The organism is Jeotgalicoccus saudimassiliensis, from assembly GCF_000756715.1.
Lineage (GTDB): Bacteria > Bacillota > Bacilli > Staphylococcales > Salinicoccaceae > Jeotgalicoccus > Jeotgalicoccus saudimassiliensis.
In genome coordinates, this window is sequence record NZ_CCSE01000001.1 from 799,272 (window position 1) to 822,000 (window position 22,729).

Consider the following 22,729-nt stretch of genomic DNA (forward strand, 5'->3'; position numbering starts at 1 on the left):
CTCTATAAGTATTCTGTGGCCGACTGCAGTCTGTCAATTGCTTCGTTCAGAAGGGTCTCGTCGTCTGCAGCCAGTGCATCGGCAATCTGGTTTACAGCTTCGGTAATTTCCTCATTGGCAAGAACGACATTGGAATGTTCGCGTTCCAGAACTTCCGTCAGTTCAAGTTCACCGACAGCAGATTCATAAGTTTCTACTGTGTCTTTAACCGCATCTCTCGTTTTAATCACTTCGCCGGTATTGACCTGATCGCCGCTGCGGTAAGCCGCAATGTGTTCATTTAACGTATTAAGATTTTTCGTAATACCGTCTGCATAAGCAGTCACGATGTCAACATACTTTTCGACGTTCGGGTTGTCCCGGTCGCGTTCGAAGTTCACAATCTGTGTCTCGAGGTTGTCGAGATGCAGTGTCAGCTGCTTATTGCGGACCTGTTCGGTCTGCAGCAGTCCTTCAAGTTCACTTTTATACTCTTCCTGCTCGATCAGTGTCTCCTCAGGCGAACTCCCGGAGCACCCCGCAGCAAGTAATACTAGTAACGTTGCAGATAGTTTAAGTTTCATCCCACATTCTCCTATATTTCATTAGACTATTTTAACATGTTAACGTTAAAATATAAAAAGAAAATGAAATAGAGACCGGTTTCATGTAAAATGGTTATGGAGAGGTGACGGAGAAATGATTAAATTTGATAAAGTACAACAGTTGATTGAGAGAGAAAACCTTGATGCGTTACTCGTAATGAACGGTTATAACAGAAGATATTTAAGTAATTTTACCGGCTCCAGCGGGGCGCTTGTCATTACACCGAAGGGACGATATCTTATATCGGATTTCAGGTATAAAGCACAGGGCGCTGAACAGGCTCAGGATTTCGAGTTTGTACTGCAGCAGGGAAGCCTGCTTGATTTCACAGCATCATTTATGAAATCAAAGAACATTAAGCGTATTGGTTTCGAAGGGGAACACGTAAACTACAATACATACAGCAGGATTAAAGAAGATTTTGACACAGTACCGTTAACAGGTGAAGTGGAAAAAATCCGTTTAATCAAAACCGAAGCAGAGCTTGACCTGATTCAGAAAGCATGCGAAATCGCCGATCAGTCATACGAGTACATTTTAACGTTTGTTAAAGCGGGAATGACTGAACTGGAAGTTAAAAACGAACTTGAAGCGTACATGACAAAACTCGGTGCAAGCGGGCCAAGCTTCGATACGATTGTTGCGAGCGGTCACAGAGGCGCTCTGCCGCACGGTGTCGCGTCGGACAAAGTAATTGAATCAGGCGATATGGTAACATTGGACTTCGGCGCATATTACCAGGGCTATGCATCCGACATTACCCGCACATTCGGCGTCGGCTCGGTATCACCTGAAATGGAAAAAATCTACAACGTCGTGCTTGAGTCACAGCTCAAAGCACTGGATGAGATTAAAGCAGGTATGTCAGGAAAAGAGGCGGATGCTGTTGCACGTGATGTAATCAGTGCTCACGGATACGGCGACAACTTCGGTCATTCACTCGGACACGGCTTCGGACTTGAAGTACATGAATTGCCAGGTCTCGCTCAAAAAAGTACAATGACTTTAGAACCCGGTATGTGCGTCACTGTCGAACCCGGTATTTATGTAGACGGTCTCGGCGGTGTACGTATTGAAGATGACACACTGGTAACTGAATCCGGTCTAAAAAAATTAACACACAGCAGTAAAAAACTGTTTATCGTATAAGAGAGACAGATTATCTAGGAGGAAAAACATGATTTCAGTAAACGATTTTAAAACTGGACTTACAGTAGAAGTAGAAGGCAATATCTGGAGAGTAATGGACTTCCAGCACGTTAAACCAGGTAAAGGTGCGGCATTCGTACGCAGTAAATTAAAAAACCTGCGTAACGGATCAATCCAGGAAAAAACTTTCAGAGCGGGCGAGAAAGTCGGCAGAGCACAAATTGACAACATGAAGATGCAGTACTTATATGCAGACGGCGACAGCTATGTATTTATGGACAACAACACTTACGATCAGATTTCAATTCCTGCCGATCAGCTGGAACATGAACTTAAATTCCTTAAAGAAAATATGCCGGTATCGATTATGATGTACGGAAGCGAAACACTCGGAGTGGAACTGCCGAAAACTGTTGAGCTTGAAGTAACTGAGACTGAACCGGGAATTAAAGGGGACACTGCGAGCGGTGCATCCAAATCAGCTACACTTGAAACAGGTATCACTATCCAGGTGCCTCTGTTTGTTAACCAGGGCGATATTCTTGTCGTTAACACAGAAGAAGGTTCTTACGTTTCAAGAGCATAATTACAAATACAGAGCAGTAATTTTTTACTGCTCTTAATTAATACTTGAATTGGTATGACCACCTATGTAAAATGTAGTACATATTATTTTATGGGAGAGTAAAGCTAATGAATTTAGAACAAGTCGATTCTTTAATTGAAAAAATGGAGCGCGCATCGCTTACTGAGATTTCTTATAAAGACAAAGATGTGGATATTAAACTGAAAAGAGAAATAACACAGGCTGTAACTCAGGCGCCTCAGCCGGTACAGACACAGGCAGCACCGCAGCAGGTACAGGCTCCGGCTAAAGAAGTTCAGCCCGAAGACGAAGGCATCGTTGTAAGAGCACCGATGGTCGGCACGTTCTATAAAGCGCCGTCACCGGAAGCGGATGCTTACGTTAAAGTAGGGGACAAAGTATCAAGCACGTCTGTTGTTTGTATTTTGGAAGCAATGAAACTGTTCAACGAAATTCAGGCAGAAGTATCCGGTGAAGTAACTGAAATTCTAGTAGACGACGGAGATATGGTTGAATACAATCAGCCATTATTCAGATTACGATGATTAAAAAAGTACTCATAGCAAACCGCGGGGAAATTGCGGTACGTATCATCCGTGCATGTCACGAACTTGGTATCGAGACTGTCAGTATATACTCTGAAGCAGACAAGGATAGTTTACACCGGAAACTAGCGACAGAATCTTACTGCATCGGACCAAAACTTTCCAAAGACAGCTACCTGGATATGATCGGTATTATTACGATTGCACAATCCACGGGCTGTGATGCCATTCACCCGGGTTACGGGTTCCTGGCTGAAAACAGTGATTTCGCAGAAATGTGTGAATCATCAAGCCTGATCTTTATCGGACCGATGTCTGAGACGATTTCTCTTATGGGCGTTAAAGACGTAGCAAAGAAAACGATGATCGAAGCAGACGTTCCGACAGTGCCGGGCAGCGACGGTGTGGTTAAATCCATCGAAGATGCTTATAAAATCGCTGATGAAATCGGCTATCCGATTATTATTAAAGCAAGCCACGGCGGCGGCGGTAAAGGAATCAGAGTCGCACGCAATAAAGATGAACTGACACAAAACTATAAATTGACCGAGCAGGAAGCTGAGAGTGCATTCGGCAATAAGAGTCTTTATATTGAAAAATATATCGAGAACTTCCGCCACGTTGAAATTCAGGTGCTCGGAGACTACCACGGCAACGTCGTTCATCTCGGTGAACGCGACTGTACAGTACAGCGCCGCATGCAGAAACTCGTAGAAGAAGCACCAAGTCCGGTGATCAGTGACAAGACGAGACGTGAAATGGGAGAAACTGCTGTCCGTGCAGCGAAAAGCATCGATTATATCGGTGCCGGTACTATTGAGTTCATCTATGACTTAAACGAGCAGAAATATTACTTCATGGAAATGAACACCCGTATTCAGGTAGAGCACCCGGTAACAGAAATGATTACGGGCATTGACCTTGTAAAATCACAAATCCAGGTTGCTATGCATGAAGAGCTGCCGTTTAAACAGGAAGACATTAAATTCGAAGGACACGCATTTGAATTCAGAATCAATGCGGAGAACCCTTATAAGAACTTTATGCCTTCTGCAGGGAAGATTAAAGACTTCCTTCAGCCGGGCGGATTCGGTGTGAGAATGGATACTGCATCATATGCAGGCTACGTTATTCCGCCGTATTACGATTCGATGATTGCAAAACTGATTGTACACGGCAAAGACCGCACAGAAGCAATCCAGACAGCAAAACGCGCACTCGGGGAATTCCAGATCAGCGGCATCGATACGACAATTCCGTTCCACCAGAACATACTGTTAAACGATGACTTCCTGAATAATGATTACAACACTAACTTCTTAGCAGAACATGACATTATGAATTAATACTCTGAACCGTCTTTTCATTCCGTTTTGGGATGGATAGGCGGTTTTTATCTTGTTAAAGTAAGCGAGGGAATTTTTAATATTGAGTAAGCGTGAGCAGCACAAATCCTGTTTGAAGCATTTCTGTACATAAATAAACAGAAAAGTCTAAAATTTAATAGCTTTCTCTCCTCGGATTCATTATAATTAATGTAAATATATTGAATTTAAGGGAGATATGTAAATTGAAGAAAATGCTGGTAATTGGTAGTTTATCGTCTGTGTTATTACTTGGTGCATGTGGTGCAGCAGAAGAAAGCGAAGATACTGTTGCAAACGATGAAAATATAACAGCTATCGAAGAGGAGAACGAGCAGCTTAATCAGCAAATTGATGAGCTTGAGAATCAGGTCAGTGAACTGGAAAAACAAAACTCTGAAGAACAGGATAATAGTGATACTGGTGAGCTCGAAGAAGAAAACAAACAACTTAATGAACAGGTAGCAAACCTGGAAAATCAACTGTCGGAAAAGGATGATCAAATAGCAAGTTTAGAATCCGGGCTTGAAGAAGCCGAAACTAAAGTAGAAGAAATGGAGCTCGCAGCGGCTGAAGCGGATCAGGAAGAACAGGCGGAGCCCGAAGAAGACGCTGCGGAAGAAACTGCATCTTCAGATTCAGAATCCGGTGATATCCCGAGAGAATGGGAATCTGCGTTGAACAGTGCGTATAACTATGCTGAAATTATGAGCATGTCAAAGGCGGGTATATACGATCAGCTTGTATCAGAATATGGAGAAGCATTCCCGGAAGAGGCTGCACAGTACGCAATTGATAACATTGAATTTGACTGGAATGCCAACGCCCTGAAATCAGCAGAAAATTATCAGGATATAATGAACATGTCACACTCCGCTATTTATGATCAGCTCGTCTCTGAATATGGTGAAAAATTCACACCGGAACAAGCGCAATATGCAGTTGATAATCTGGAATAATCAAAATATCGGTCGGCTTTTTTAAGCCGGTCATTTTTTTATCCTTGGAAGTATGATGGCTGCGGTGGGGCAAGGTTGTTTTCTCGGGAATGAGGGTCGTTCATTGCGGAGAAAAGTCGCTTCCTCGGGAATGAGGGTCGTTCATTGCGGAGAAAAGTTGCTTTTCCGGGAATGAGGCGCACTCATTGCGGTGCAAACGCACTTTCCCGGGTGCAAAGTCGCTCACCCCGGAATCGCCCCCGCACCCAATTGACTAAACCCGCAAATAGACATATATTTAAAGTAATAAAAACAGCATTTTTCACATTTCCCGAGCGCCCTCTATTGTTTATCAATCCATTCAGCAAACCATTTAATATTACCGGCATCACGTGATATAATAAAACAGTGAGGTGATTGTATGATTTTACAAAATCATAATACAAATTTAGGCAGCATCGAAATTTCCAGTGAAGTCATTGAAGTAATCGCAAGTATTGCGGTTGAGGAAACTAAAGGCGTTCACTCATTGCAAAATAATTTTGCCAGTGGTAATATCGAAAAGATTGGGAAGAAATTCCGCGGTCGCGGTGTTAAAGTCGAGACTAAAGATGATCAGATTCACATTGCGATTTACGTCGTATTATCAACTGACCGGAACGTTCACAGTGTAGCTGAGCGTATTCAGGAAAATGTTAAACAAGCTGTAAATGATATGCTCGAAGTCAAAGTTAACGAAACTAACGTACACATCGTTAATATTATTAAATAAGTTAATAGATAGGTTTAGGTGTAAGCATGAAAAGACATGAACAACGCAAGAAAGCATTTCAGCTGTTATTCCAGACAGACAAAAACGTCGTTGAACTGAAAGAAGCACGTTTTTACGAAGTGTACCAGACTGAAACATTTGTTAAATCGGTAGTCGATTACTACATTCACAACCAGGAAAAAGTAAATGATGAAATCAGCCGTTACTTAACAGGATATACGATTGAACGTATATCAAAAGTTGAAAGAAATATATTACGCCTCGCAGTAAGCGAACTGCAAAGTCACGGCGCGCCTGTAAAGGTCGTTATTGACGAAGCGATTAAACTCGCTAAAAACTACGGTGACAAAGACAGCCACCGTTTCGTAAACGGGGTACTGAAGAACTTTGCCGTGCAGAATGAAGGTTAGGTAAAAATGGATAGTACAAAGTATTTATCAGTTCAGTCCTTAACAAAATATATTAAATATAAATTTGAAAAAGACCCGTACCTGCAACGGGTCTTTCTTAAAGGTGAGCTGTCGAATGTGAAACATCATACGAACGGCCACATATATTTTTCTATAAAAGATGACAGGTCTGTCATCAGTGCGGTCATGTTCAGATACGACGCCGAAAAGCTGAATTTCAAACCCGAAGAGGGGCAGAATGTGCTTTTAGCTGGAAACATTACTCTGTACGAAGCCCGCGGCCAGTACCAGATTTACGTCAAGGAGATGCAGATTGACGGTATCGGCCAACTGTTTTTAAAACTTGAACAAAATAAAGAGCTGCTGAAGAAAAAAGGCTATCTGAACCCGGAGCATAAAAAGCCGATTCCTGCTTTCCCGGAACACATTGCCATCGTGTCTTCCAGTACAAGTGCAGCTATTAAAGATATGATTACCACTTTATCACGCAGATATCCGCTGGTTAAAGTGACATTATTAAATACATACGTACAGGGCGGACGAAGTCAGGAGAGTGTCCTGACAAACTTAAGCCGTGCGGACAAGCTTGGTGCGGATACAGTGATTCTCGCACGGGGCGGAGGGTCTATTGAAGATCTCTGGACGTTTAACGAGCTGGAAGTCGCGCTGCAGGTATTTAATATGAATACACCGGTAATTACCGGTGTCGGCCACGAAACGGACATTACGCTTGTGGATTACGTGAGTGATCTGCGTGCACCGACGCCGACAGCTGCAGCGGAACAGGCAGTGCCGAACATGCGGGATTTACATCTCCGCCTCGGTGAACTCAAGAGGCAGTCCGACAGTCTCTTACTGACTAAAATTGACCGTTCCAAAAAACATCTCGAGAGTTTATCAAACTATTATAAGTTTAAAAATCCGAATTTATTATATACAGAGCAGACGGAAAAACTCAGAGATCTGACTTTGACGCTCGACAACTATATGTCGATGTCGCTCCGTGAACACCGTTACACGCTCGATAAAACAAAAGCATCACTGTCGTATAACAACCCGGCTCCCCGTATTAAAGATTCACAGGCGGAGCGGCTGAGAACAGAAGACGAGCTGAAACGCCGCATGAAAGCACTGCTTGGCCAGAAGGCAGAGCGGCTTGCCGGCAATATTAACATGCTGGAATCAGTCAGTCCGGTGCAGATATTAAAAAGAGGCTATTCTTATACGACGTTTAATAATAAAATAGTCACAGAAGCAGAAAACTTAAAAGTTGGCGATATGATTGAAACTTCATTTAATCGGGGAACAGTCAGCGCGAAAGTGACAGAGGTGAATACAGATGACTAAAAATGATCAGACTTTTGAAATGAAAATGACCAGATTGGAAACAATCGTCAAGTCGCTGGACGAAGAGGAAGTATCTCTTGAGAAGTCGCTTGAGCTTTATCAGGAAGGTATTAAACTTTCACAGGAATGCGACAACATACTGAAAAATGCAGAGTTAAAAGTTGAAGAACTGAATAAGGACACTGACAGCGATGGAGAATAACTTATCCGGCATCGCTAAAGTGAGAGCGAACATTCTCAATCACCTGAATACGTATCAGCATTCTGAAACGATTTACAACGCAAGTAAATATTCGATTGAAGCCGGCGGCAAGGGACTGCGTCCTCTGCTTTTATTTACTGTACTTGAAGCGCTGGGAGAATCTCCTGATAAAGGAATCAGCGCCGCATCCGCAATTGAAATGATTCATACGTATTCGCTTATTCACGACGATCTGCCGGCGATGGATAACGATGACTTAAGACGCGGCAAGCCGACGAATCATATCGTCTTCGGTGAAGGTACTGCGATCCTCGCGGGAGATAATCTGCTGAACGAAAGCTTTAACGTGATTGCAAAAGATAAGGAATTAACTGCAGAAGTGAGAATCAGACTCGTTGAAACCATCTCAACTGCAAGTGGACAGTCGGGCATGATCAGCGGACAGATGCTTGATATCGAGGCTGAAAAACGGGCAACAACGCTGGAAGAGCTTGAAACGATTCACGCATATAAAACCGGCGCACTGATAAAAGCACCGGTAACCGCAGCATGCATTATTGCAGATGCTGCGCAGGAAGTTACCCGCCGGCTTGAGAATTTCAGCGAGGTAATCGGTGTGCTTTTCCAGATAAAAGATGATATTTTAGACATGGAAGGAAATCCTGAACTGACAGGTAAAAATACAGGCAGTGACGTTAAAAAAGGCAAAGTCACTTATGTAAGCGAACTTGGACTGGACGGAGCAAAAGGTGCATTAGCTGACAAAGTTGACGAAGCGTACCGTATTCTTGACAGCCTGAATGAATTAATATCGACAGCAGGATTACGTAAAATCGTTCAGAAGTTTGCTGAAAGAGATCAATGATAATTCATATGTCAGTATGAATTATCATTTTTCTTTTTGGTCCGAACATTAAAGTGTTATAATTATTATTAGTAAATTTAAAGGTGGTTGCTATATGAATATATATAGTATTGACGAGCCTGCATTTTTGAAAGACTTAAATGAAAAAGAGCTCGTTCAGCTAGCAAGTGACGTAAGAGAATTTCTCATCGAGTCATGTGCAGTGACAGGCGGCCACATCGGAGCAAACTTAGGTGTTGTTGAATTGACAATTGCACTTCATAAGTACTTTGATTCACCGTCGGATAAACTGATTTTCGATGTAGGGCATCAGGCCTATATACACAAAATATTAACGGGCAGAAGTGCGGATTTCGCTACGCTCAGACAATATAAAGGGTTATGCGGATTTCCTAAAATGCGTGAAAGCGAACACGATGTATGGGAAGCGGGTCATTCATCTACGTCTCTTTCAGCAGCTATGGGGTTTGCAAAAGCACGCGATATCAAAGGTGAAAAAAATCACGTTGTACCGATTATCGGAGACGGCGCGTTAACCGGCGGTATGGCGCTTGAAGCATTAAACCATATCGGCAGTGACAAAACGAACATGACGATTATTTTAAACGATAATGAAATGAGTATCGCTCCGAATGTCGGTGCGCTGCACAACATGCTCGGGCGCATGAGAACAAACACGCAGTACAACAAATTTAAACACGGTGCCGAAGAGTTTATCGAACGTCTGCCGCAGGTCGGCACGACGCTCCGGGACCTTGCAGACCGTTTTAAAGACAGCACAAAATATATGTTTGTCGACGGCATCTTCTTTGAAGAGCTCGGCATTAAATATATCGGTCCGGTGGACGGGCACAATTTCGAAGACCTCGGTGCTGCAATTAAAACATCGAAGGAATATGACGGACCGGTTATTATCCATGTAATTACAAAAAAAGGTAAGGGATATCATCCGGCAGAACACGATAAGCTTGGTATCTGGCACGGTCTCGGACCGTATAAGATTGAAACGGGAGAAGTGCTCGGTACGAAGAAGACCGAATCATGGAGTGCATTTATGTCGAATACTGTACTCGACCGTGCACATAAAGATGAATCGATCGTTGCAATGACACCGGCTATGCCGGTCGGCAGCAAGCTGACAAAGTTCCAGAACGAACTGCCGGAGCGTTTCTTTGATACGGGCATTGCTGAACAGCACGCTGTAACGATGGCTGCGGGAATGGCAGCTGCAGGAATGAAACCTTATCTTGCAATCTATTCGACGTTCCTACAGCGCGGTTACGATCAGCTGCTGCACGATGTCGACAGACAGAACCTCGACGTCCTGCTCGGAATTGACCGCAGCGGTCTTGTCGGGGCAGACGGTGAAACACACCAGGGTGTATTCGACTTAAGCTTTATTGCACCGCTGCCGAACATCACTTTAATGATGCCAAGAGACGAAAAGGAAGCTGAAATGATGATCGATCTGTCGTTTAGTACTCCGGGCCCGATGGCCATCCGTTATCCTAGAGGCAACGTGCACGGCATCGATATGAACGAAGACCGCGGGCCGCTTGAAATCGGTACGTGGGAAGTACTCCGTGAAGGGACGGATGCAGCGCTCGTTTCATACGGTCCGACACTGCAGACTGTTATGGAAGCAGCAGACAAATTAAGTGCAGAAGGCATCGAAGTTAAAGTGATCAACGCGCGCTTCATTAAACCGCTCGATAACGCTATGCTCGATACGCTCGGTGAGAGCGGTGTTCCTGTCTTCGTCATTGAAGAAGCGATGCTGACAGGCGGTCTCGGCAGCATGATTTCATCTTATATGCACGACAAAATGTATACGAATAAAATGCAGCGTCTCGGCATCGATAATGAGTATATCGAACACGGTGATGTGAATCTGCTGCTCCGTGATATCGGCATTACAGCGGAAAACATCGCCGGGCGTACGAAACAGCTGACAGGGGAAACGCATGAAAAAAATACGAATCGATGAGTATATTTTTGAACATTTCAATGTCGGTTCACTCGATGTCATCCAAAAGCTGATCATGGCCGGAAAAGTATTGAATAATAACGAACCGGTCTATAAAGCTTCGGATAAAATAGCGCCGGACAAAGCGAACGTCAGATTTAAAAACGTGAAGCAGTTCGTTTCAAGAGGCGGTTTAAAACTGAAACATGCCATCGATCATTTCGGACTGGATTTAAATGACAGAGTCATGCTCGATATCGGTTCGTCGACAGGCGGGTTCACTGACTGTGCACTGCAGCACGGTGCGAAATATGTCTATGCCGTCGATGTCGGTACGAACCAGCTCGCTTATCAGCTCCGTATCGATGAGCGTGTCTGTGTGATGGAGCAGACGAATTTTAAAGATACGGTAATTGAAAACTTCAATCCTGTGCCGGAAGTTATTTCAATCGATGTCTCGTTTACATCGATCGTTCCGATTCTGAGACATATTAAGTCTCTGTTTTCCGACACGGTGGAAATCGCCGCTTTAATTAAGCCGCAGTTTGAAAGTTACCTTGAAGAACGTGAGGAGAGCGGCATTATTACGAACCTCGATACACATACACATGTCATCGAACGCGTACTGAAAGAATGCTCTGCACTCGGCCTTAATTCAGCCGGCATCGAACGTTCTCCGATTACCGGAACAAAAGGCAATGTAGAATATTTATTCTATCTGACACCTGCCGAAACTGAATATGCAATAACAGACAAAGACATCAAAACCGTCGTGTACGGCTGATGTCTTTGTTTTTGCTATGCATTTGGAACACCTTATGATAGTATAATGAATAAATATTCAATAATTCATTTATAAAGGGGGGATTTTAATGTCTAATAAATCAATCAGACAAATTAAAATCAGGGAAATCATTACGAACAACCGCATCGAAACACAAGAAGAGCTTGTCGATAAACTTATCGAGCACAAGTTTAATGTGACTCAGGCTACAGTATCAAGAGACATAAAAGAGCTGCAGCTGATTAAAGTACCTTCACCGGGCGGGGAATACGTTTACAGTATGCCAAAAGACAGGCAGTATCATCCGCTCGAGAAACTCGGCCGCTATCTGATGGACAGTTTTGTAAAACTGGACTTCACAGGTAATCTTCTCGTTTTAAAAACACTGCCTGGTAACGCACAATCTATCGGTGCGATAATCGACCAGCTGGAGTGGGAAGAAGTTATCGGAACTATTTGCGGAGATGACACATGTCTCTTAATCTGCCGTGATGAAGAATCACAGCAGTTAATTAAGGATCGTATTTTTAATCTTATTTAACCGGGGTGTTTAATGTGCTGCTCAGATTAAGCGTGCAGAATTTTGCCGTACTTGAAAATGTTGAACTGGATTTCTCCAGAGGAATGACCGTTTTTACCGGCGAATCAGGTGCCGGTAAGTCGAAGATTATCGAAGCAGTCAGTTACCTTGAAGGCCGCCGTGCTTCTGCAGACGACATCCGTTACGGAAGCAGCGGTGCTGTCATTGAAGGTGTCTTTGACTTTCCTGAGAGTGACAAGCTAAGCAGTATGCTGAAGTCACTCGGTATTGAAGAAGACGAGTTGTATATCGTGAGACGCGAAGTCATGGCGAGCAGCAAAAGTCTGATTAAAATTAACAATCAGATGGTCACGCTGAATAACTTAAAACAGATTATGGCGCTGGTACTGTCAATTCACTCCCAGTCTTCGCAAACCGAAGTGCTGCAAAAGAGCGAACAGATCGAATACCTGGACCGCTATATCGGTCTCGGCAAAGAAAATATTTTTACAGATTACCGGAAACATTACGAAGCATATCAGCAGGTTAAAGAACGGATTGAAGAGCTCGAGTATAAAGACCGCAACCGTCTGACGCAGCTGGAGCTGTTAAAAATGCAGCATGCCGAACTTTCTGCGCTCGAGCTGAAAGAAGATGAAGAGGAAGAGCTTGAAAACGAGCTTGAGTTTTTATCCAATTACGAAAATATTCACGGCGCTCTCAGTCAGATTAAGTCACTGCTCGTCAGTGAATATCCTCCGCAGGGCATGCTGTACGATATTAATCAGTCGCTCGATACCGTGACAAAGTTCGACGAATCCTATACATCTTATAAAGATACACTGATGGATGCATATTATCTCTTAACGGAACTGAATTCGCATGTGACAAACGACCTGTCCTCAATCGACTATGATGCGGAGCGGCTGAATTCAATTCAGTCTCGTTTAAATCAGTTTAACCAGATGAAACGCAAGTTTACGAAAACTTACCCGGGTCTGCTCGAATTCCAGCAGGAGCTGCAGGAGGATATCGACGATCTTGAAAATATTTCGCAGTCGTTTACGAGACTGGAAGAAGAACAGAAGGAACTCTATTTAAAAATGGAGCAGTCCGCACAAAAACTGCATAAGTACAGAGCGGAGCGCAAGCATTTCCTTGAGAGCAAGCTGCGCCGTGAACTGAATGAGCTCGAAATGCCGAACGTGCAGTTTGAAATCAGTCTGAAAGAATCACATTTTAATCCGCTCGGTTTCACCGACGTTGAGTTTTTAATCGCTACAAATAAAGGCGAACCGTTAAAACCGCTGAACAAAATTGCTTCCGGCGGGGAAGTTTCACGCGTCAGCCTGGCACTCCGGACAATTTTCTCGGAGTTTGACAGCGACTCGCTGATTATTTTTGATGAGATCGATACCGGTGTCAGCGGTCAGGTTGCTGCACGCATGGTCGAGAAAATGAAATTGTTATCAAAACAGCGCCAGGTGCTGGCTATTTCACATCTGCCACAGGCAGCAGCAACTGCAGATCATCTGCTGCACGTCGAAAAGAATACTGACGGAGAACGCACGCATTCAACGGCAGGATATCTTAAATACGAAGATAAAATCGAAGAGATTGCACGCATGATCAGCGGCTCGAAAATTACTGAAGCCGCAAGGTTAAATGCCGCGGAATTACTAAAATCCAGTGAAGATTAATTAATCTTCACCGGATTTTTTTGTCTGTTTCATGAAACGTTCCTGTGCACGTTTGTTTTTACGCTCGCGGTAGAGGAGATATCCTCCGATAAACCAAATACCAAGTGCCGTCATAATAAGACCGGCGAAGAACTGCAGTGCAGTGTATGTAAACGGATCGATAACGATACCGAATATGCTGTCCCGCATCAGTTTAATTCCAACTCCCGCAATAATGCCGGGAATGACGAGTATAATTAAGGCGATTATTTTCATCATAAGTAATTCTCCTAAAATCATTTCTAAATGTATTATACATCAAACTGTAGAAAGTAAAATTTATAATTTATGAAACATCTATGAAATAACGTATTGAAATATTCTCAATACTTAAACATTTTTAATACGCTTTTCTTTTACTAAAATTAATTGTATGATTTTTGTAAGGGCTTTCAAAAGGGGTTCTGCAAATGTATTTTCACGAAATATTGTATAATAATTCCGGGGAGGCGAATTCATGAATTTTGATGAAACATTAAAAATAAATTCCAGCACAAGAGCATCAATAGCACTCGTCAAAGCAGCCTCAGAAGATCTGCTTGAACTGGTCACGGAGACTGCAGGGGAACTCGGTATAATATGGCACCTGTTCGACGATGAACAGACGCTTAAAGAAATGTTCAGCGAATTAAACCATGATTATAAATTACATAACATCACGATTCACCACAGTACGGATGATACCGGCGCAGCACAGCAGGCCGGACGTTTTATTGCAGACGGCGGAGCGGATGTACTGATGAAAGGGCTCATTTCGACAGGTGTCATTTTAAAAGCAGTTTTGAACAAAGAACTTAAACTTTTAGATCAGGAACTGCTCTCTCACGTTGCACTGTTCAGCATGCCTAATTACCATAAACCGGTAATCATCAGCGACGCAGCGATGAATATCGATCCGGATACAGAAACTAAAATTAAAATAATAGAAAACGCAGTTACCGCATCACACAGGCTCGGAATTGAAAAACCAAAAGTTGCACTGCTTTCTGCGGTGGAAAAATTGAATGAAAAAATAGCTTCTACCGTCACAAATGATACAATAGTATCAGGTCATAAATTTGATAATGCAATTATCGACGGACCGATGCAGTATGATCTTGCAATGTCAAAATCAGCTGCAGCAATTAAAGGCTACACTTCAGAAGTAGCGGGGGATGCCGATATACTTATTATGCCGCACATCGATGCAGGCAATATACTGTATAAAGCACTCGTTACGACTGCCGGCGGCCACGTGGCCGGTATGATTACGGGACTTAAAGTACCGTTCGTACTGACTTCACGTGCTGATTCAAAAGAAGAAAAGTATAATTCAATTAAATTGGCAATTAAAATGATGGAACACAACCAGGAGGATGTTTAATATGATTTTTACTGAAATGGAACAGGGCGATTACGAACAATTGGTATTTTGTCAGGATAAAGCAAGCGGACTTAAAGCAATCATTTGTATCCACGATACTACACTCGGACCGGCACTCGGCGGAATCAGATTCTGGAACTACGAACGTGAAGAAGATGCAATTACAGACGTGCTCCGTCTCGCTAAAGGAATGACATACAAAAATGCAGCTGCAGGACTTAACCTCGGCGGCGGTAAAGCAGTCGTTATCGGCGATGCTTCAAAAGACAAATCGGAAGCATTCTTCCGTTCACTCGGGCGTTACATCAACAACCTCGGCGGCCGTTATATCGCAGCTGAAGACGTTGGCACAACAGTTGAGGACATGGATTTCATTTACCAGGAAACTGATTACGTCTGCGGTGTCAGCGAAGCATACGGCTCAAGCGGTAACCCGAGCCCGTTCACGGCTCTCGGATTATTCGTTGCAACGCAGCGGACTGCTAAAGAAGCATTCGGCAGTGACGACCTGACAGGTAAAACAGTTTCTGTGCAGGGTGTCGGCAACGTCGCTTACAGTCTCTGTAAACACCTGCATGAAGCAGGCGCGAAATTAATTGTTACTGATATTAACGAAAGAGCTGTACAGCGTGCAGTGGATGACTTCGGTGCTGAAGCTGTCGGTCTCGATGATATTTACAGCGTTGAAGCTGATATCTTTGCACCATGTGCACTCGGCGGAATTTTAAATGACGAAACTATTCCCGAGCTGAAAGTTAAAGCAATCTGCGGAAGTGCGAACAACCAGTTACTGGACATTGAAAAACACGGGAAGATGCTGCAGGATGCAGGTATCGTTTACGCACCGGACTATGTAGTAAACTCAGGCGGGGTAATTAACGTTGCAGACGAACTTGAAGGGTACAACAAAGAACGTGCCACTGCGAAAGTCAAAGACGTTTACAACCAGATAGACAAGATCTTTACGATTGCAAAAGAAGAGAACATTTCACCGCAGCATGCAGCGGATCACCTGGCTGAAGCCCGTATTAAAGCAATCCAGAACGTGAAGAGCGTGTACACTCAAACTGATAAAAACATCCTTTCCGGAAGAAAATAGTAATGAAAAAGTTTATACTTGTATTAAATCTCGGGAGTACAACGACGAAAGTTGCGCTCTTCCGGGATTTAAATTGCCATATAGTTAAGACCTACTCCCATGACAAGGAGCTAATCAGTCAGGGCATTAACGAGCAGAAGGCAGTACGTTATGACACAATCATTCAATTTTTGAACGAGAGCAATGTTAATCCGGAAGAAATCAGTATCGTCGCAGCACGCGGCGGTCTGCTGCAGCCGGTTGAAGGCGGCACGTATTTAGTCAACGATGATATGCTTAATGATTTAACATCGGGTAAATACGGCGAGCATGCCTCGAATTTAAGCGGTATTCTGGCAGCTGAATTTGCCGGCAATTATAACATTGAAGCAGTAATTACTGATCCTGTCGTTGTTGATGAGCTGTCTGTTCAGGCACAGTATACCGGTATTGAAGGCATCAGACGCACATCGATTTTCCACGCTCTGAACCAAAAAGCAGTGGCGAGAAAATATGCGTCTTCCGCCGGTAAAAATTACGAAGACTTAAACTTAATCGTCATTCATATGGGCGGCGGCATTACAGTCGGGGCACATCACCTCGGCCGTGTAATCGATGTAAACAACGGCTTAAACGGTGACGGACCGATGAGTCCGACACGCGCAGGCAGTCTGCCGGCAGCAGGGCTGTTAAAATACATCGACAGAAATAATTTGTCGCATCAGGAATTCAATAAACTTATTTCAAAAAAGGGCGGTCTCCTGTCTCATTTAAACACTGAGGATGTCCGTGATATTACAGCAGATATCGACAATGGAGATGCACACAGCGCCGAAGTACTGGAAGCGATGGCATTTCAGATTGGCAAGGAAATCGGTGCAAAGGCAGCGGTGCTGCACGGTGAGATCGATCAGATTATTTTCACCGGCGGTGTCAGCTACAGTGAATACGTAATGGATTTAATCAAACCTTACATTTCATTCCTTGCACCGGTTACCGTGTATCCGGGTGAACTGGAAATGGAAGCACTGGCATACGGTGCATATACGGTTGAACAGGACAGATCGTTGCTTAAGACTTATAAAGCGGAGGTTTCACATGACTAAAAACTACGATACAGTCATTATCGGCGGCGGCACAGGCGGCTACGTGACAGCGATTAAACTCAGCCAGCTCGGTCATCAGGTTGCAGTTGTTGAAAAAAGCAGTCTCGGCGGTACATGCCTGAACAAAGGCTGTATTCCAACAAAGAGCTTTTTAAAGAGTGCAGATGTTATCAATACGATGAAAAATGCGGACCTGTACGGCATAGCACCGAATGAACCGTCAGTTGAAATAGCAAAAATTATCGAACGTAAAGATGAGATTGTTAATAAGATGCAAAACGGTATTAAATATCTGCTCGATAAAAATAAAGTGGACGTATACGAGGGTACGGCAACTGTACTCGGACCGTCATTATTTTCACCGCTTGCAGGCGCTGTCAGTGTCAGCTATGCGGATGAAGAAAAAGAAAGCGACATACTCGTTAACGACTTCGTCGTAATCGCTGCAGGTTCAAAACCGGCAGAACTGCCGTTTATGCCGTTTGACGGCAAAGTGATTTTATCGAGCGATGACCTGATGTATTTAGAGGACGTGCCGAAAAAAATCGCCATTGTCGGCGGAGGCATAATCGGGGTGGAATTTGCGACTGTACTGAATGCATTCGGTTCTGATGTAACGATTATTGAGGCGTCAGAACAAATTCTGCCGACAGAAGATAAAGACGTGGCACAGGCGGTGAAAAAATCACTGACTGAGAGCGGCGTAACGATTCACACAGGCGTTAAACTGTCAGAAGAAGGCACAGCGGTTAAGGATGACAGTGTATCGCTGCAGATCGATGGTGCAGAAACGTTATTCGACAAAGCAGTTGTTGCGATCGGCCGGAAGGCAAATACAGCTGAACTCGGACTTCAGAACACGAAAGTCAAACTCGAAAACGGTATAATCGAAGTGAACGAGTTTCAACAGACGAAAGAATCGCACATTTACGCGATCGGCGATGTGACATCATCACCGCAGCTCGCACACGTTGCCATAGAGGAAGGGTTAATTGCAGCAGAACACATTACCGACAATAATCCGCTTACGCTTAATTACAGCAATGTACCGCGATGTATCTATACATCACCGGAAGTCGCTTCCATTGGTCATACCACTGAGGCGCTGAAAGCACAAAATACAGATTTTAAAACTCATAAATTACCGCTGTCGTCAATCGCCAAAGCAGTAATCGAAGACGGCGGGGAAGGGTTTATTAAATTAAATGTCTCACCGTCAGGAGATATATTGGGCGCGTCGATTGTCGGCGCCAATGCAACGGAACTGATTAACCAGCTGTCGCTTGCAAAATTTATGGATGCATCTGCACTTGAACTGTCGAGTGCGGTATTCGCACATCCGTCAGTCGGAGAAATCATTAAAGAAATCGGACTCGATGCCGAAGGTATCGCAATCCACGTTTAGGAAGGTGAAATTCTTGTTATCTTATAAAGAAACAGATTTAACAGAAACAGACTTACAGGAAATGTACAAAACGATGCTGCTCTCACGCCGTCTTGATGAGCGTATGTGGCTGTTAAACCGTGCAGGTAAACTGCCGTTTGTAATTTCATGTCAGGGTCAGGAAGCGACTCAGGTCGGTGCAGCTTTCGCACTGGATAAAAAAGTCGATATTATAAATCCGTACTACAGAGATCTGGCACTCGTTACGCATTTTGGCATGACGCCGGAAGAGACTATGCTGTCGGCATTTGCACGCGGTGCCGATGTTCAGAGCGGCGGCCGTCAGATGCCCGGTCACTTCAGTAAAAAAGCGAGCAATATTATGACGCAGGGTTCTGCCGTAACGACGCAGATACCACACGCTGTCGGTGCGAGCTACGTATTTAAGATGGACGGGGAGAAGCGCGTTTCACTGGCAACTCTTGGTGAAGGTTCAACTTCCCAGGGGGATTTCCACGAAGGTATGAACTTTGCAGGGGTGCACAAGCTGCCGTTTATCTGTCTGATTGAAAACAACAAGTACGCAATCAGCGTACCGACACACCTGCAGTATGCTGCAGAAAAACTGTCGGACCGTGCAATCGGTTACGGTATGCACGGAGAACAGGTCGACGGTAACGATCCGATTGCTGTGTATAAAGTAATGCAGGAAGCAAGAGAACGTGCAGTTAACGGCGACGGCCCCTCATTAATCGAAGCGATGTCCATCCGTTTAACGCCGCACTCATCAGATGATGACGATAAATACCGTGAATCAGAAGAACTTCTGAAAAATAAAGAAGACGACTGTCTGGAAACATTTAAGCAGTACCTCTTCGATGAGAAAGTGATCGATGAAGCGTGGCTTGAAACAGTCGAGTCGGAAATAAAAGATACTGTTAACAAAGCGACAAAAGCAGCCGAAGCTGCACCGTACGCAGAGCCGGAACATGCTTTAAAACACGTTTATGAGGAGGTCAACAATGGCTAAGTTGTCTTATCTCGATGCAATACGCGACGCACTGTTTGTCGCGATGGAACAGGACGATGATGTTTTTGTATTAGGTGAGGACGTTGGTAAAAAAGGCGGCGTCTTTAAAGTGACAGAAGGACTTCAGGAGAAGTTCGGGGAAATGCGCGTGCTCGATACACCGCTTGCTGAAAGTAATATTGTCGGGACGAGTGTCGGCGCTGCGATGATGGGTAAACGACCGGTTGCGGAAATTCAATTCGCTGAATATATTCTGCCGGCAGTGAACCAGATTTTAAACGAGGCGGCGAAAATCCGCTACCGTTCGGATAACGACTGGAGTGCGCCGATGGTTATCCGCGCGCCGTTCGGCGGGGGAATTCACGGTGCACTCTACCATTCGCAGTCAATCGAATCGATTTTTGTTTCGACACCGGGACTTAAAGTTGTTGCGCCGTCGACGCCGGCGGATGCCAAAGGATTATTAATGGCTGCAATTAAAGACAACGATCCGGTATTATTTTTTGAACATAAAAAAGCGTACCGTCTGTTAAAAGGCGAAGTGCCGGAAGGCGACTATACAATTCCATTGGGCAAAGCCGATGTTAAACGAGAAGGCGATGACATTACCGTCATTACCTACGGTTTGTGTGTAAACTATGCAATGCAGGCGGCAGAACAGCTCGCAAACGACGGCTATCAGGCGGAAATTCTCGACCTGCGCACACTGTATCCGCTGGATAAAGAATCGATTATTAAAGCGGCTTCGAAAACAGGGAAAGTTCTGCTCATTACAGAAGACAACCTCGAAGGCAGTCTGATCAGTGAAGTATCTGCAATTATCGGTGAAAACTGTCTGTACGACCTGGACGCGCCGATTATGCGCCTTGCAGGTCCTGACGTGCCGTCGATGCCGTATGCACCGCCGATGGAAGATTACTTTATGATCAATCCGGAAAAAATCTACAATAAAATGCTCGAACTGAGCGAGTATTAAGAGGTGACAAACATGACGGAAATTACAATGCCAAAACTCGGGGAAAGTGTTACCGAGGGAACGATAGAAAACTGGCTGGTGAAAGTTGGCGATCATGTCAGCGAATACGATCCGGTCTGTGAAGTCAACACAGCTAAAGTCACTGCAGAAGTACCTTCAGTGTACGACGGTGTCATTACGGAAATCCTCGTACAGGAAGGGGAAACTGTCGAAGTCGGCGTGCCGATCTATAAAATTGAAGTGGACGGCGCCGCCGAGGAAACTGAACCGGAGGACGAGGCAGTGTCTGAAGATACTGCACCAAAAGAAAAACCTGTTAAACAGAGTAAGCCTGCTGCAGCCGGACAGCCGGGAGACCGCAGACTGTCACCTGTAGTGATGCGTTTAATCGGTGAGCATAATATTAACATCGATGAGCTTCAGGGTACCGGCTTTAAGGGCCGTATTACAAAAAAAGATGTTGAAAAATATCTTGCAGACGGTCCGAAAGAACAGCCGGCAATTGAAGCTGCAGCACAGGAAGATAAAGCACCGGTTCAGCCGGCGGCATCTTCAGTGAAAAGCGGGGAATCGATTAAAGTCTCAGGTGTCCGTAAGGAAATTGCACGCCGCATGGTTCAGTCGAAAACAGAAATCCCTCATGCATGGCTTATGATGGAAGTGGATGCGACAAACCTTGTCAACCTGCGCAACAAGCATAAGGCACGTTTTAAAGAGCAGGAAGGGTACAACTTAACATTTTTCAGTTTCTTCGTTAAGGCGGTATCTGAAGTGCTGAAAGACTATCCGATACTGAACAGTTCATGGGACGGTGACACGATTACTGTCCACGACGATATTAACTTATCTATTGCAGTCGCAAACGAAGATAAATTATTCGTACCTGTCATTAAAAATGCAGATGAGCGTTCATTAACGGGTATCGCAAAATCTATCAGCACGCTTGCAAATAAAGCGCGCTCAAATAAATTAACAGGTGATGATATGGCCGGCGGCACGTTCACTGTAAACAATACAGGTGCATTCGGATCCGTTCAGTCGATGGGCATTATCAATCAGCCGCAGGTTGCTATTTTGCAGGTTGAATCTATCATCAAGAAACCGGTCTTTATCGGAGATATGCTCGCAGCACGCCACATGGTGAACCTGTGTCTGTCAATTGACCACCGCGTTCTCGACGGGCTGGTTGCCGGACAGTTCCTGAAAGCAGTCAAAGAGAAAATTGAAAATCTTGATCCGGATGCCGATTCGGTTTATTAACTTTACAAACAGTCAGGCGCTCGCTAAAATATACAGTACTGACATGACTTTATACGAGTCGTACAAAGGAGATTTTCAATATGGAATTAGATTTTAATTTATACATGCAGGATTTAGTTCAGAATGCACGTAACGAATTAACTGAAGCAGGCTATACTCAGCTTTTAACACCTGACGATGTTGATGCACATTTAAACAAAGAGGGTACTGCTCTCGTTATGGTTAACTCTGTGTGCGGCTGTGCCGGCGGTATTGCACGCCCTGCAGCAATTCACTCGTTAAACTACGACAAGCTTCCGGACCAGATTCTGACTGTATTTGCCGGACAGGATAAAGAAGCAACTGAACAGATGCGCGACAAAGCACCTGATTATTTACCATCTTCTCCTTCATTTGCGTTCTTTAAAGACGGTGAAATCGTCGATATGATCGAACGCCACCAGATTGAAGGCCACGAAATCATGAGCGTGATTACTGGTCTTCAGGCATGGTTTGAAGAGCACGGCAAAGAAGCGTAAAAATGAAAACACCCTCTGCCGGCAGCTGCCGTAAGAGGGTGTTTTTATACTGAAATATATTTAGAATGAAGTTAAGTAGCTGACGCCCATTAAGAGGCCCGACACTACGATGAGAACTATCATAAACCATATGATCAGTCTCTGAACTTTTTTATTGCCCATTTGCCCATCACCTTTAAGAATTTATTGTTATAATTAACTATACATGAATACAAATCAATATATCAACTGCTGGAGGCATA

General features: G+C 44.2%; 25 protein-coding genes. 22 read left to right on the plus strand and 3 right to left on the minus strand.

Translation table 11 applies throughout. The annotated features are described in order from the left end of the window. Positions 1 to 2: 2 nt before the first annotated feature. The gene (locus RZ44_RS03865) at positions 3 to 563 is read right to left on the minus strand and encodes a hypothetical protein (protein WP_035808698.1); all 561 of its coding nucleotides are present in this window, start codon (positions 561 to 563) and stop codon (positions 3 to 5) included. A gap of 115 nt (positions 564 to 678) precedes the next feature. Between RZ44_RS03865 and RZ44_RS03870 the strand changes: the two genes are divergently transcribed. The 14 genes from RZ44_RS03870 (at position 679) to recN (ending at position 13,733) form a co-directional block, all read left to right on the plus strand. Then, positions 679 to 1,734 carry a M24 family metallopeptidase gene (locus RZ44_RS03870; protein ID WP_035808699.1) on the plus strand — a complete coding sequence of 352 codons (1,056 nt, stop codon included), beginning with the start codon at positions 679 to 681 and terminating at the stop codon, positions 1,732 to 1,734. A 28-nt stretch (positions 1,735 to 1,762) separates the two neighbouring features. Further along, complete coding sequence (gene efp, locus RZ44_RS03875) at positions 1,763 to 2,320, plus strand: elongation factor P (protein ID WP_035808701.1); 558 nt, start codon at positions 1,763 to 1,765, stop codon at positions 2,318 to 2,320. A 107-nt stretch (positions 2,321 to 2,427) separates the two neighbouring features. Beyond that, positions 2,428 to 2,865: an acetyl-CoA carboxylase biotin carboxyl carrier protein gene (accB, locus tag RZ44_RS03880; protein WP_035808702.1), complete on the plus strand. Its 438-nt coding sequence runs from the start codon at positions 2,428 to 2,430 to the stop codon at positions 2,863 to 2,865. Next, a complete protein-coding gene (gene accC / locus RZ44_RS03885) occupies positions 2,865 to 4,211 on the plus strand; it encodes an acetyl-CoA carboxylase biotin carboxylase subunit (protein WP_035811530.1) in 1,347 nt (448 codons plus the stop codon). Before accB ends, accC begins: the two co-directional genes overlap by 1 nt. A gap of 233 nt (positions 4,212 to 4,444) precedes the next feature. Continuing rightward, a complete protein-coding gene (locus tag RZ44_RS10985; RefSeq protein WP_081962411.1) occupies positions 4,445 to 5,188 on the plus strand; it encodes an Ltp family lipoprotein in 744 nt (247 codons plus the stop codon). A 400-nt stretch (positions 5,189 to 5,588) separates the two neighbouring features. Then, positions 5,589 to 5,939 carry an Asp23/Gls24 family envelope stress response protein gene (locus tag RZ44_RS03895; RefSeq protein WP_035808703.1) on the plus strand — a complete coding sequence of 117 codons (351 nt, stop codon included), beginning with the start codon at positions 5,589 to 5,591 and terminating at the stop codon, positions 5,937 to 5,939. A gap of 26 nt (positions 5,940 to 5,965) precedes the next feature. Next, positions 5,966 to 6,349: a transcription antitermination factor NusB gene (gene nusB, locus RZ44_RS03900; protein WP_035808704.1), complete on the plus strand. Its 384-nt coding sequence runs from the start codon at positions 5,966 to 5,968 to the stop codon at positions 6,347 to 6,349. A 6-nt stretch (positions 6,350 to 6,355) separates the two neighbouring features. Continuing rightward, entirely contained in the window at positions 6,356 to 7,696 is a 1,341-nt protein-coding gene (gene xseA, locus RZ44_RS03905; protein WP_035808706.1) for an exodeoxyribonuclease VII large subunit, read from the plus strand. Next, positions 7,689 to 7,898 (plus strand): exodeoxyribonuclease VII small subunit, encoded by a 210-nt coding sequence (gene xseB / locus RZ44_RS03910; RefSeq protein WP_035808707.1) that lies wholly within the window; start codon positions 7,689 to 7,691, stop codon positions 7,896 to 7,898. Before xseA ends, xseB begins: the two co-directional genes overlap by 8 nt. Beyond that, positions 7,888 to 8,763 (plus strand): polyprenyl synthetase family protein, encoded by an 876-nt coding sequence (locus tag RZ44_RS03915; protein ID WP_035808709.1) that lies wholly within the window; start codon positions 7,888 to 7,890, stop codon positions 8,761 to 8,763. Before xseB ends, RZ44_RS03915 begins: the two co-directional genes overlap by 11 nt. A 94-nt stretch (positions 8,764 to 8,857) precedes the next feature. After that, positions 8,858 to 10,750 carry a 1-deoxy-D-xylulose-5-phosphate synthase gene (gene dxs / locus RZ44_RS03920; protein WP_035808712.1) on the plus strand — a complete coding sequence of 631 codons (1,893 nt, stop codon included), beginning with the start codon at positions 8,858 to 8,860 and terminating at the stop codon, positions 10,748 to 10,750. Beyond that, positions 10,728 to 11,513: a TlyA family RNA methyltransferase gene (locus RZ44_RS03925; protein ID WP_035808713.1), complete on the plus strand. Its 786-nt coding sequence runs from the start codon at positions 10,728 to 10,730 to the stop codon at positions 11,511 to 11,513. The genes dxs and RZ44_RS03925 overlap by 23 nt, the downstream gene beginning before the upstream one ends. Positions 11,514 to 11,601: 88 nt before the next feature. After that, entirely contained in the window at positions 11,602 to 12,054 is a 453-nt protein-coding gene (gene ahrC, locus RZ44_RS03930) for a transcriptional regulator AhrC/ArgR (RefSeq protein WP_035808715.1), read from the plus strand. Positions 12,055 to 12,068: 14 nt separating this feature from the next. Further along, a complete protein-coding gene (gene recN, locus RZ44_RS03935; protein ID WP_035808716.1) occupies positions 12,069 to 13,733 on the plus strand; it encodes a DNA repair protein RecN in 1,665 nt (554 codons plus the stop codon). On the opposite strand, the gene RZ44_RS03940 is transcribed toward recN, so the two are convergent. Further along, positions 13,734 to 13,991, minus strand: a complete 258-nt coding sequence (locus RZ44_RS03940) for a DUF2627 domain-containing protein (RefSeq protein ID WP_035808717.1) — start codon at positions 13,989 to 13,991, stop codon at positions 13,734 to 13,736. It abuts the gene before it with no gap. 238 nt (positions 13,992 to 14,229) lie between these two features. On the opposite strand from RZ44_RS03940, the gene RZ44_RS03945 reads away from it, so the two are divergent. The 8 genes from RZ44_RS03945 to RZ44_RS03980 all read left to right on the plus strand — a co-directional run bounded on the left by RZ44_RS03945 (position 14,230) and on the right by RZ44_RS03980 (position 22,487). Beyond that, positions 14,230 to 15,135: a phosphate acyltransferase gene (locus RZ44_RS03945; protein ID WP_052108780.1), complete on the plus strand. Its 906-nt coding sequence runs from the start codon at positions 14,230 to 14,232 to the stop codon at positions 15,133 to 15,135. Between the two features lies 1 nt (position 15,136). Beyond that, on the plus strand, positions 15,137 to 16,234 hold the full coding sequence (locus RZ44_RS03950) for a Leu/Phe/Val dehydrogenase (RefSeq protein WP_035808718.1): 1,098 nt from the start codon (positions 15,137 to 15,139) through the stop codon (positions 16,232 to 16,234). Between the two features lie 2 nt (positions 16,235 to 16,236). After that, complete coding sequence (gene buk, locus RZ44_RS03955; RefSeq protein ID WP_035808719.1) at positions 16,237 to 17,319, plus strand: butyrate kinase; 1,083 nt, start codon at positions 16,237 to 16,239, stop codon at positions 17,317 to 17,319. After that, positions 17,312 to 18,724, plus strand: a complete 1,413-nt coding sequence (gene lpdA / locus RZ44_RS03960) for a dihydrolipoyl dehydrogenase (protein ID WP_035808721.1) — start codon at positions 17,312 to 17,314, stop codon at positions 18,722 to 18,724. Before buk ends, lpdA begins: the two co-directional genes overlap by 8 nt. Positions 18,725 to 18,737: 13 nt before the next feature. Beyond that, the gene (locus RZ44_RS03965; RefSeq protein WP_035808723.1) at positions 18,738 to 19,733 is read left to right on the plus strand and encodes a thiamine pyrophosphate-dependent dehydrogenase E1 component subunit alpha; all 996 of its coding nucleotides are present in this window, start codon (positions 18,738 to 18,740) and stop codon (positions 19,731 to 19,733) included. Beyond that, positions 19,726 to 20,709: an alpha-ketoacid dehydrogenase subunit beta gene (locus tag RZ44_RS03970; RefSeq protein WP_035808725.1), complete on the plus strand. Its 984-nt coding sequence runs from the start codon at positions 19,726 to 19,728 to the stop codon at positions 20,707 to 20,709. The genes RZ44_RS03965 and RZ44_RS03970 overlap by 8 nt, the downstream gene beginning before the upstream one ends. A 12-nt stretch (positions 20,710 to 20,721) precedes the next feature. Beyond that, positions 20,722 to 21,969 carry a dihydrolipoamide acetyltransferase family protein gene (locus tag RZ44_RS03975; RefSeq protein WP_035808726.1) on the plus strand — a complete coding sequence of 416 codons (1,248 nt, stop codon included), beginning with the start codon at positions 20,722 to 20,724 and terminating at the stop codon, positions 21,967 to 21,969. An 80-nt stretch (positions 21,970 to 22,049) separates the two neighbouring features. Further along, entirely contained in the window at positions 22,050 to 22,487 is a 438-nt protein-coding gene (locus RZ44_RS03980) for a BrxA/BrxB family bacilliredoxin (protein ID WP_035808729.1), read from the plus strand. Between the two features lie 60 nt (positions 22,488 to 22,547). Here RZ44_RS03980 and prli42 read toward each other — a convergent pair whose 3' ends face one another. Then, positions 22,548 to 22,649 carry a stressosome-associated protein Prli42 gene (gene prli42, locus RZ44_RS11530; protein ID WP_171816111.1) on the minus strand — a complete coding sequence of 34 codons (102 nt, stop codon included), beginning with the start codon at positions 22,647 to 22,649 and terminating at the stop codon, positions 22,548 to 22,550. Between the last annotated feature and the right edge of the window lie 80 nt (positions 22,650 to 22,729).

What these genes read in the sequence shown, in the direction of transcription:
- RZ44_RS03970 (WP_035808725.1), top strand. Translation starts at nt 19,726, where the DNA reads ATGGCTAAGTTGTCTTATCTCGATGCAATACGCGACGCACTGTTTGTC.
- buk (WP_035808719.1), top strand. Translation starts at nt 16,237, where the DNA reads ATGAAAAAGTTTATACTTGTATTAAATCTCGGGAGTACAACGACGAAA.
- RZ44_RS03925 (WP_035808713.1), top strand. Translation starts at nt 10,728, where the DNA reads ATGAAAAAAATACGAATCGATGAGTATATTTTTGAACATTTCAATGTC.
- RZ44_RS03980 (WP_035808729.1), top strand. Translation starts at nt 22,050, where the DNA reads ATGGAATTAGATTTTAATTTATACATGCAGGATTTAGTTCAGAATGCA.
- RZ44_RS03865 (WP_035808698.1), bottom strand. Translation starts at nt 563, where the DNA reads ATGAAACTTAAACTATCTGCAACGTTACTAGTATTACTTGCTGCGGGG.
- accB (WP_035808702.1), top strand. Translation starts at nt 2,428, where the DNA reads ATGAATTTAGAACAAGTCGATTCTTTAATTGAAAAAATGGAGCGCGCA.
- dxs (WP_035808712.1), top strand. Translation starts at nt 8,858, where the DNA reads ATGAATATATATAGTATTGACGAGCCTGCATTTTTGAAAGACTTAAAT.
- xseA (WP_035808706.1), top strand. Translation starts at nt 6,356, where the DNA reads ATGGATAGTACAAAGTATTTATCAGTTCAGTCCTTAACAAAATATATT.
- RZ44_RS03915 (WP_035808709.1), top strand. Translation starts at nt 7,888, where the DNA reads ATGGAGAATAACTTATCCGGCATCGCTAAAGTGAGAGCGAACATTCTC.
- ahrC (WP_035808715.1), top strand. Translation starts at nt 11,602, where the DNA reads ATGTCTAATAAATCAATCAGACAAATTAAAATCAGGGAAATCATTACG.
- RZ44_RS03870 (WP_035808699.1), top strand. Translation starts at nt 679, where the DNA reads ATGATTAAATTTGATAAAGTACAACAGTTGATTGAGAGAGAAAACCTT.
- xseB (WP_035808707.1), top strand. Translation starts at nt 7,689, where the DNA reads ATGACTAAAAATGATCAGACTTTTGAAATGAAAATGACCAGATTGGAA.
- RZ44_RS10985 (WP_081962411.1), top strand. Translation starts at nt 4,445, where the DNA reads ATGCTGGTAATTGGTAGTTTATCGTCTGTGTTATTACTTGGTGCATGT.
- efp (WP_035808701.1), top strand. Translation starts at nt 1,763, where the DNA reads ATGATTTCAGTAAACGATTTTAAAACTGGACTTACAGTAGAAGTAGAA.
- lpdA (WP_035808721.1), top strand. Translation starts at nt 17,312, where the DNA reads ATGACTAAAAACTACGATACAGTCATTATCGGCGGCGGCACAGGCGGC.
- RZ44_RS03945 (WP_052108780.1), top strand. Translation starts at nt 14,230, where the DNA reads ATGAATTTTGATGAAACATTAAAAATAAATTCCAGCACAAGAGCATCA.
- RZ44_RS03950 (WP_035808718.1), top strand. Translation starts at nt 15,137, where the DNA reads ATGATTTTTACTGAAATGGAACAGGGCGATTACGAACAATTGGTATTT.
- prli42 (WP_171816111.1), bottom strand. Translation starts at nt 22,649, where the DNA reads ATGGGCAATAAAAAAGTTCAGAGACTGATCATATGGTTTATGATAGTT.
- RZ44_RS03895 (WP_035808703.1), top strand. Translation starts at nt 5,589, where the DNA reads ATGATTTTACAAAATCATAATACAAATTTAGGCAGCATCGAAATTTCC.
- RZ44_RS03940 (WP_035808717.1), bottom strand. Translation starts at nt 13,991, where the DNA reads ATGATGAAAATAATCGCCTTAATTATACTCGTCATTCCCGGCATTATT.
- nusB (WP_035808704.1), top strand. Translation starts at nt 5,966, where the DNA reads ATGAAAAGACATGAACAACGCAAGAAAGCATTTCAGCTGTTATTCCAG.
- RZ44_RS03975 (WP_035808726.1), top strand. Translation starts at nt 20,722, where the DNA reads ATGACGGAAATTACAATGCCAAAACTCGGGGAAAGTGTTACCGAGGGA.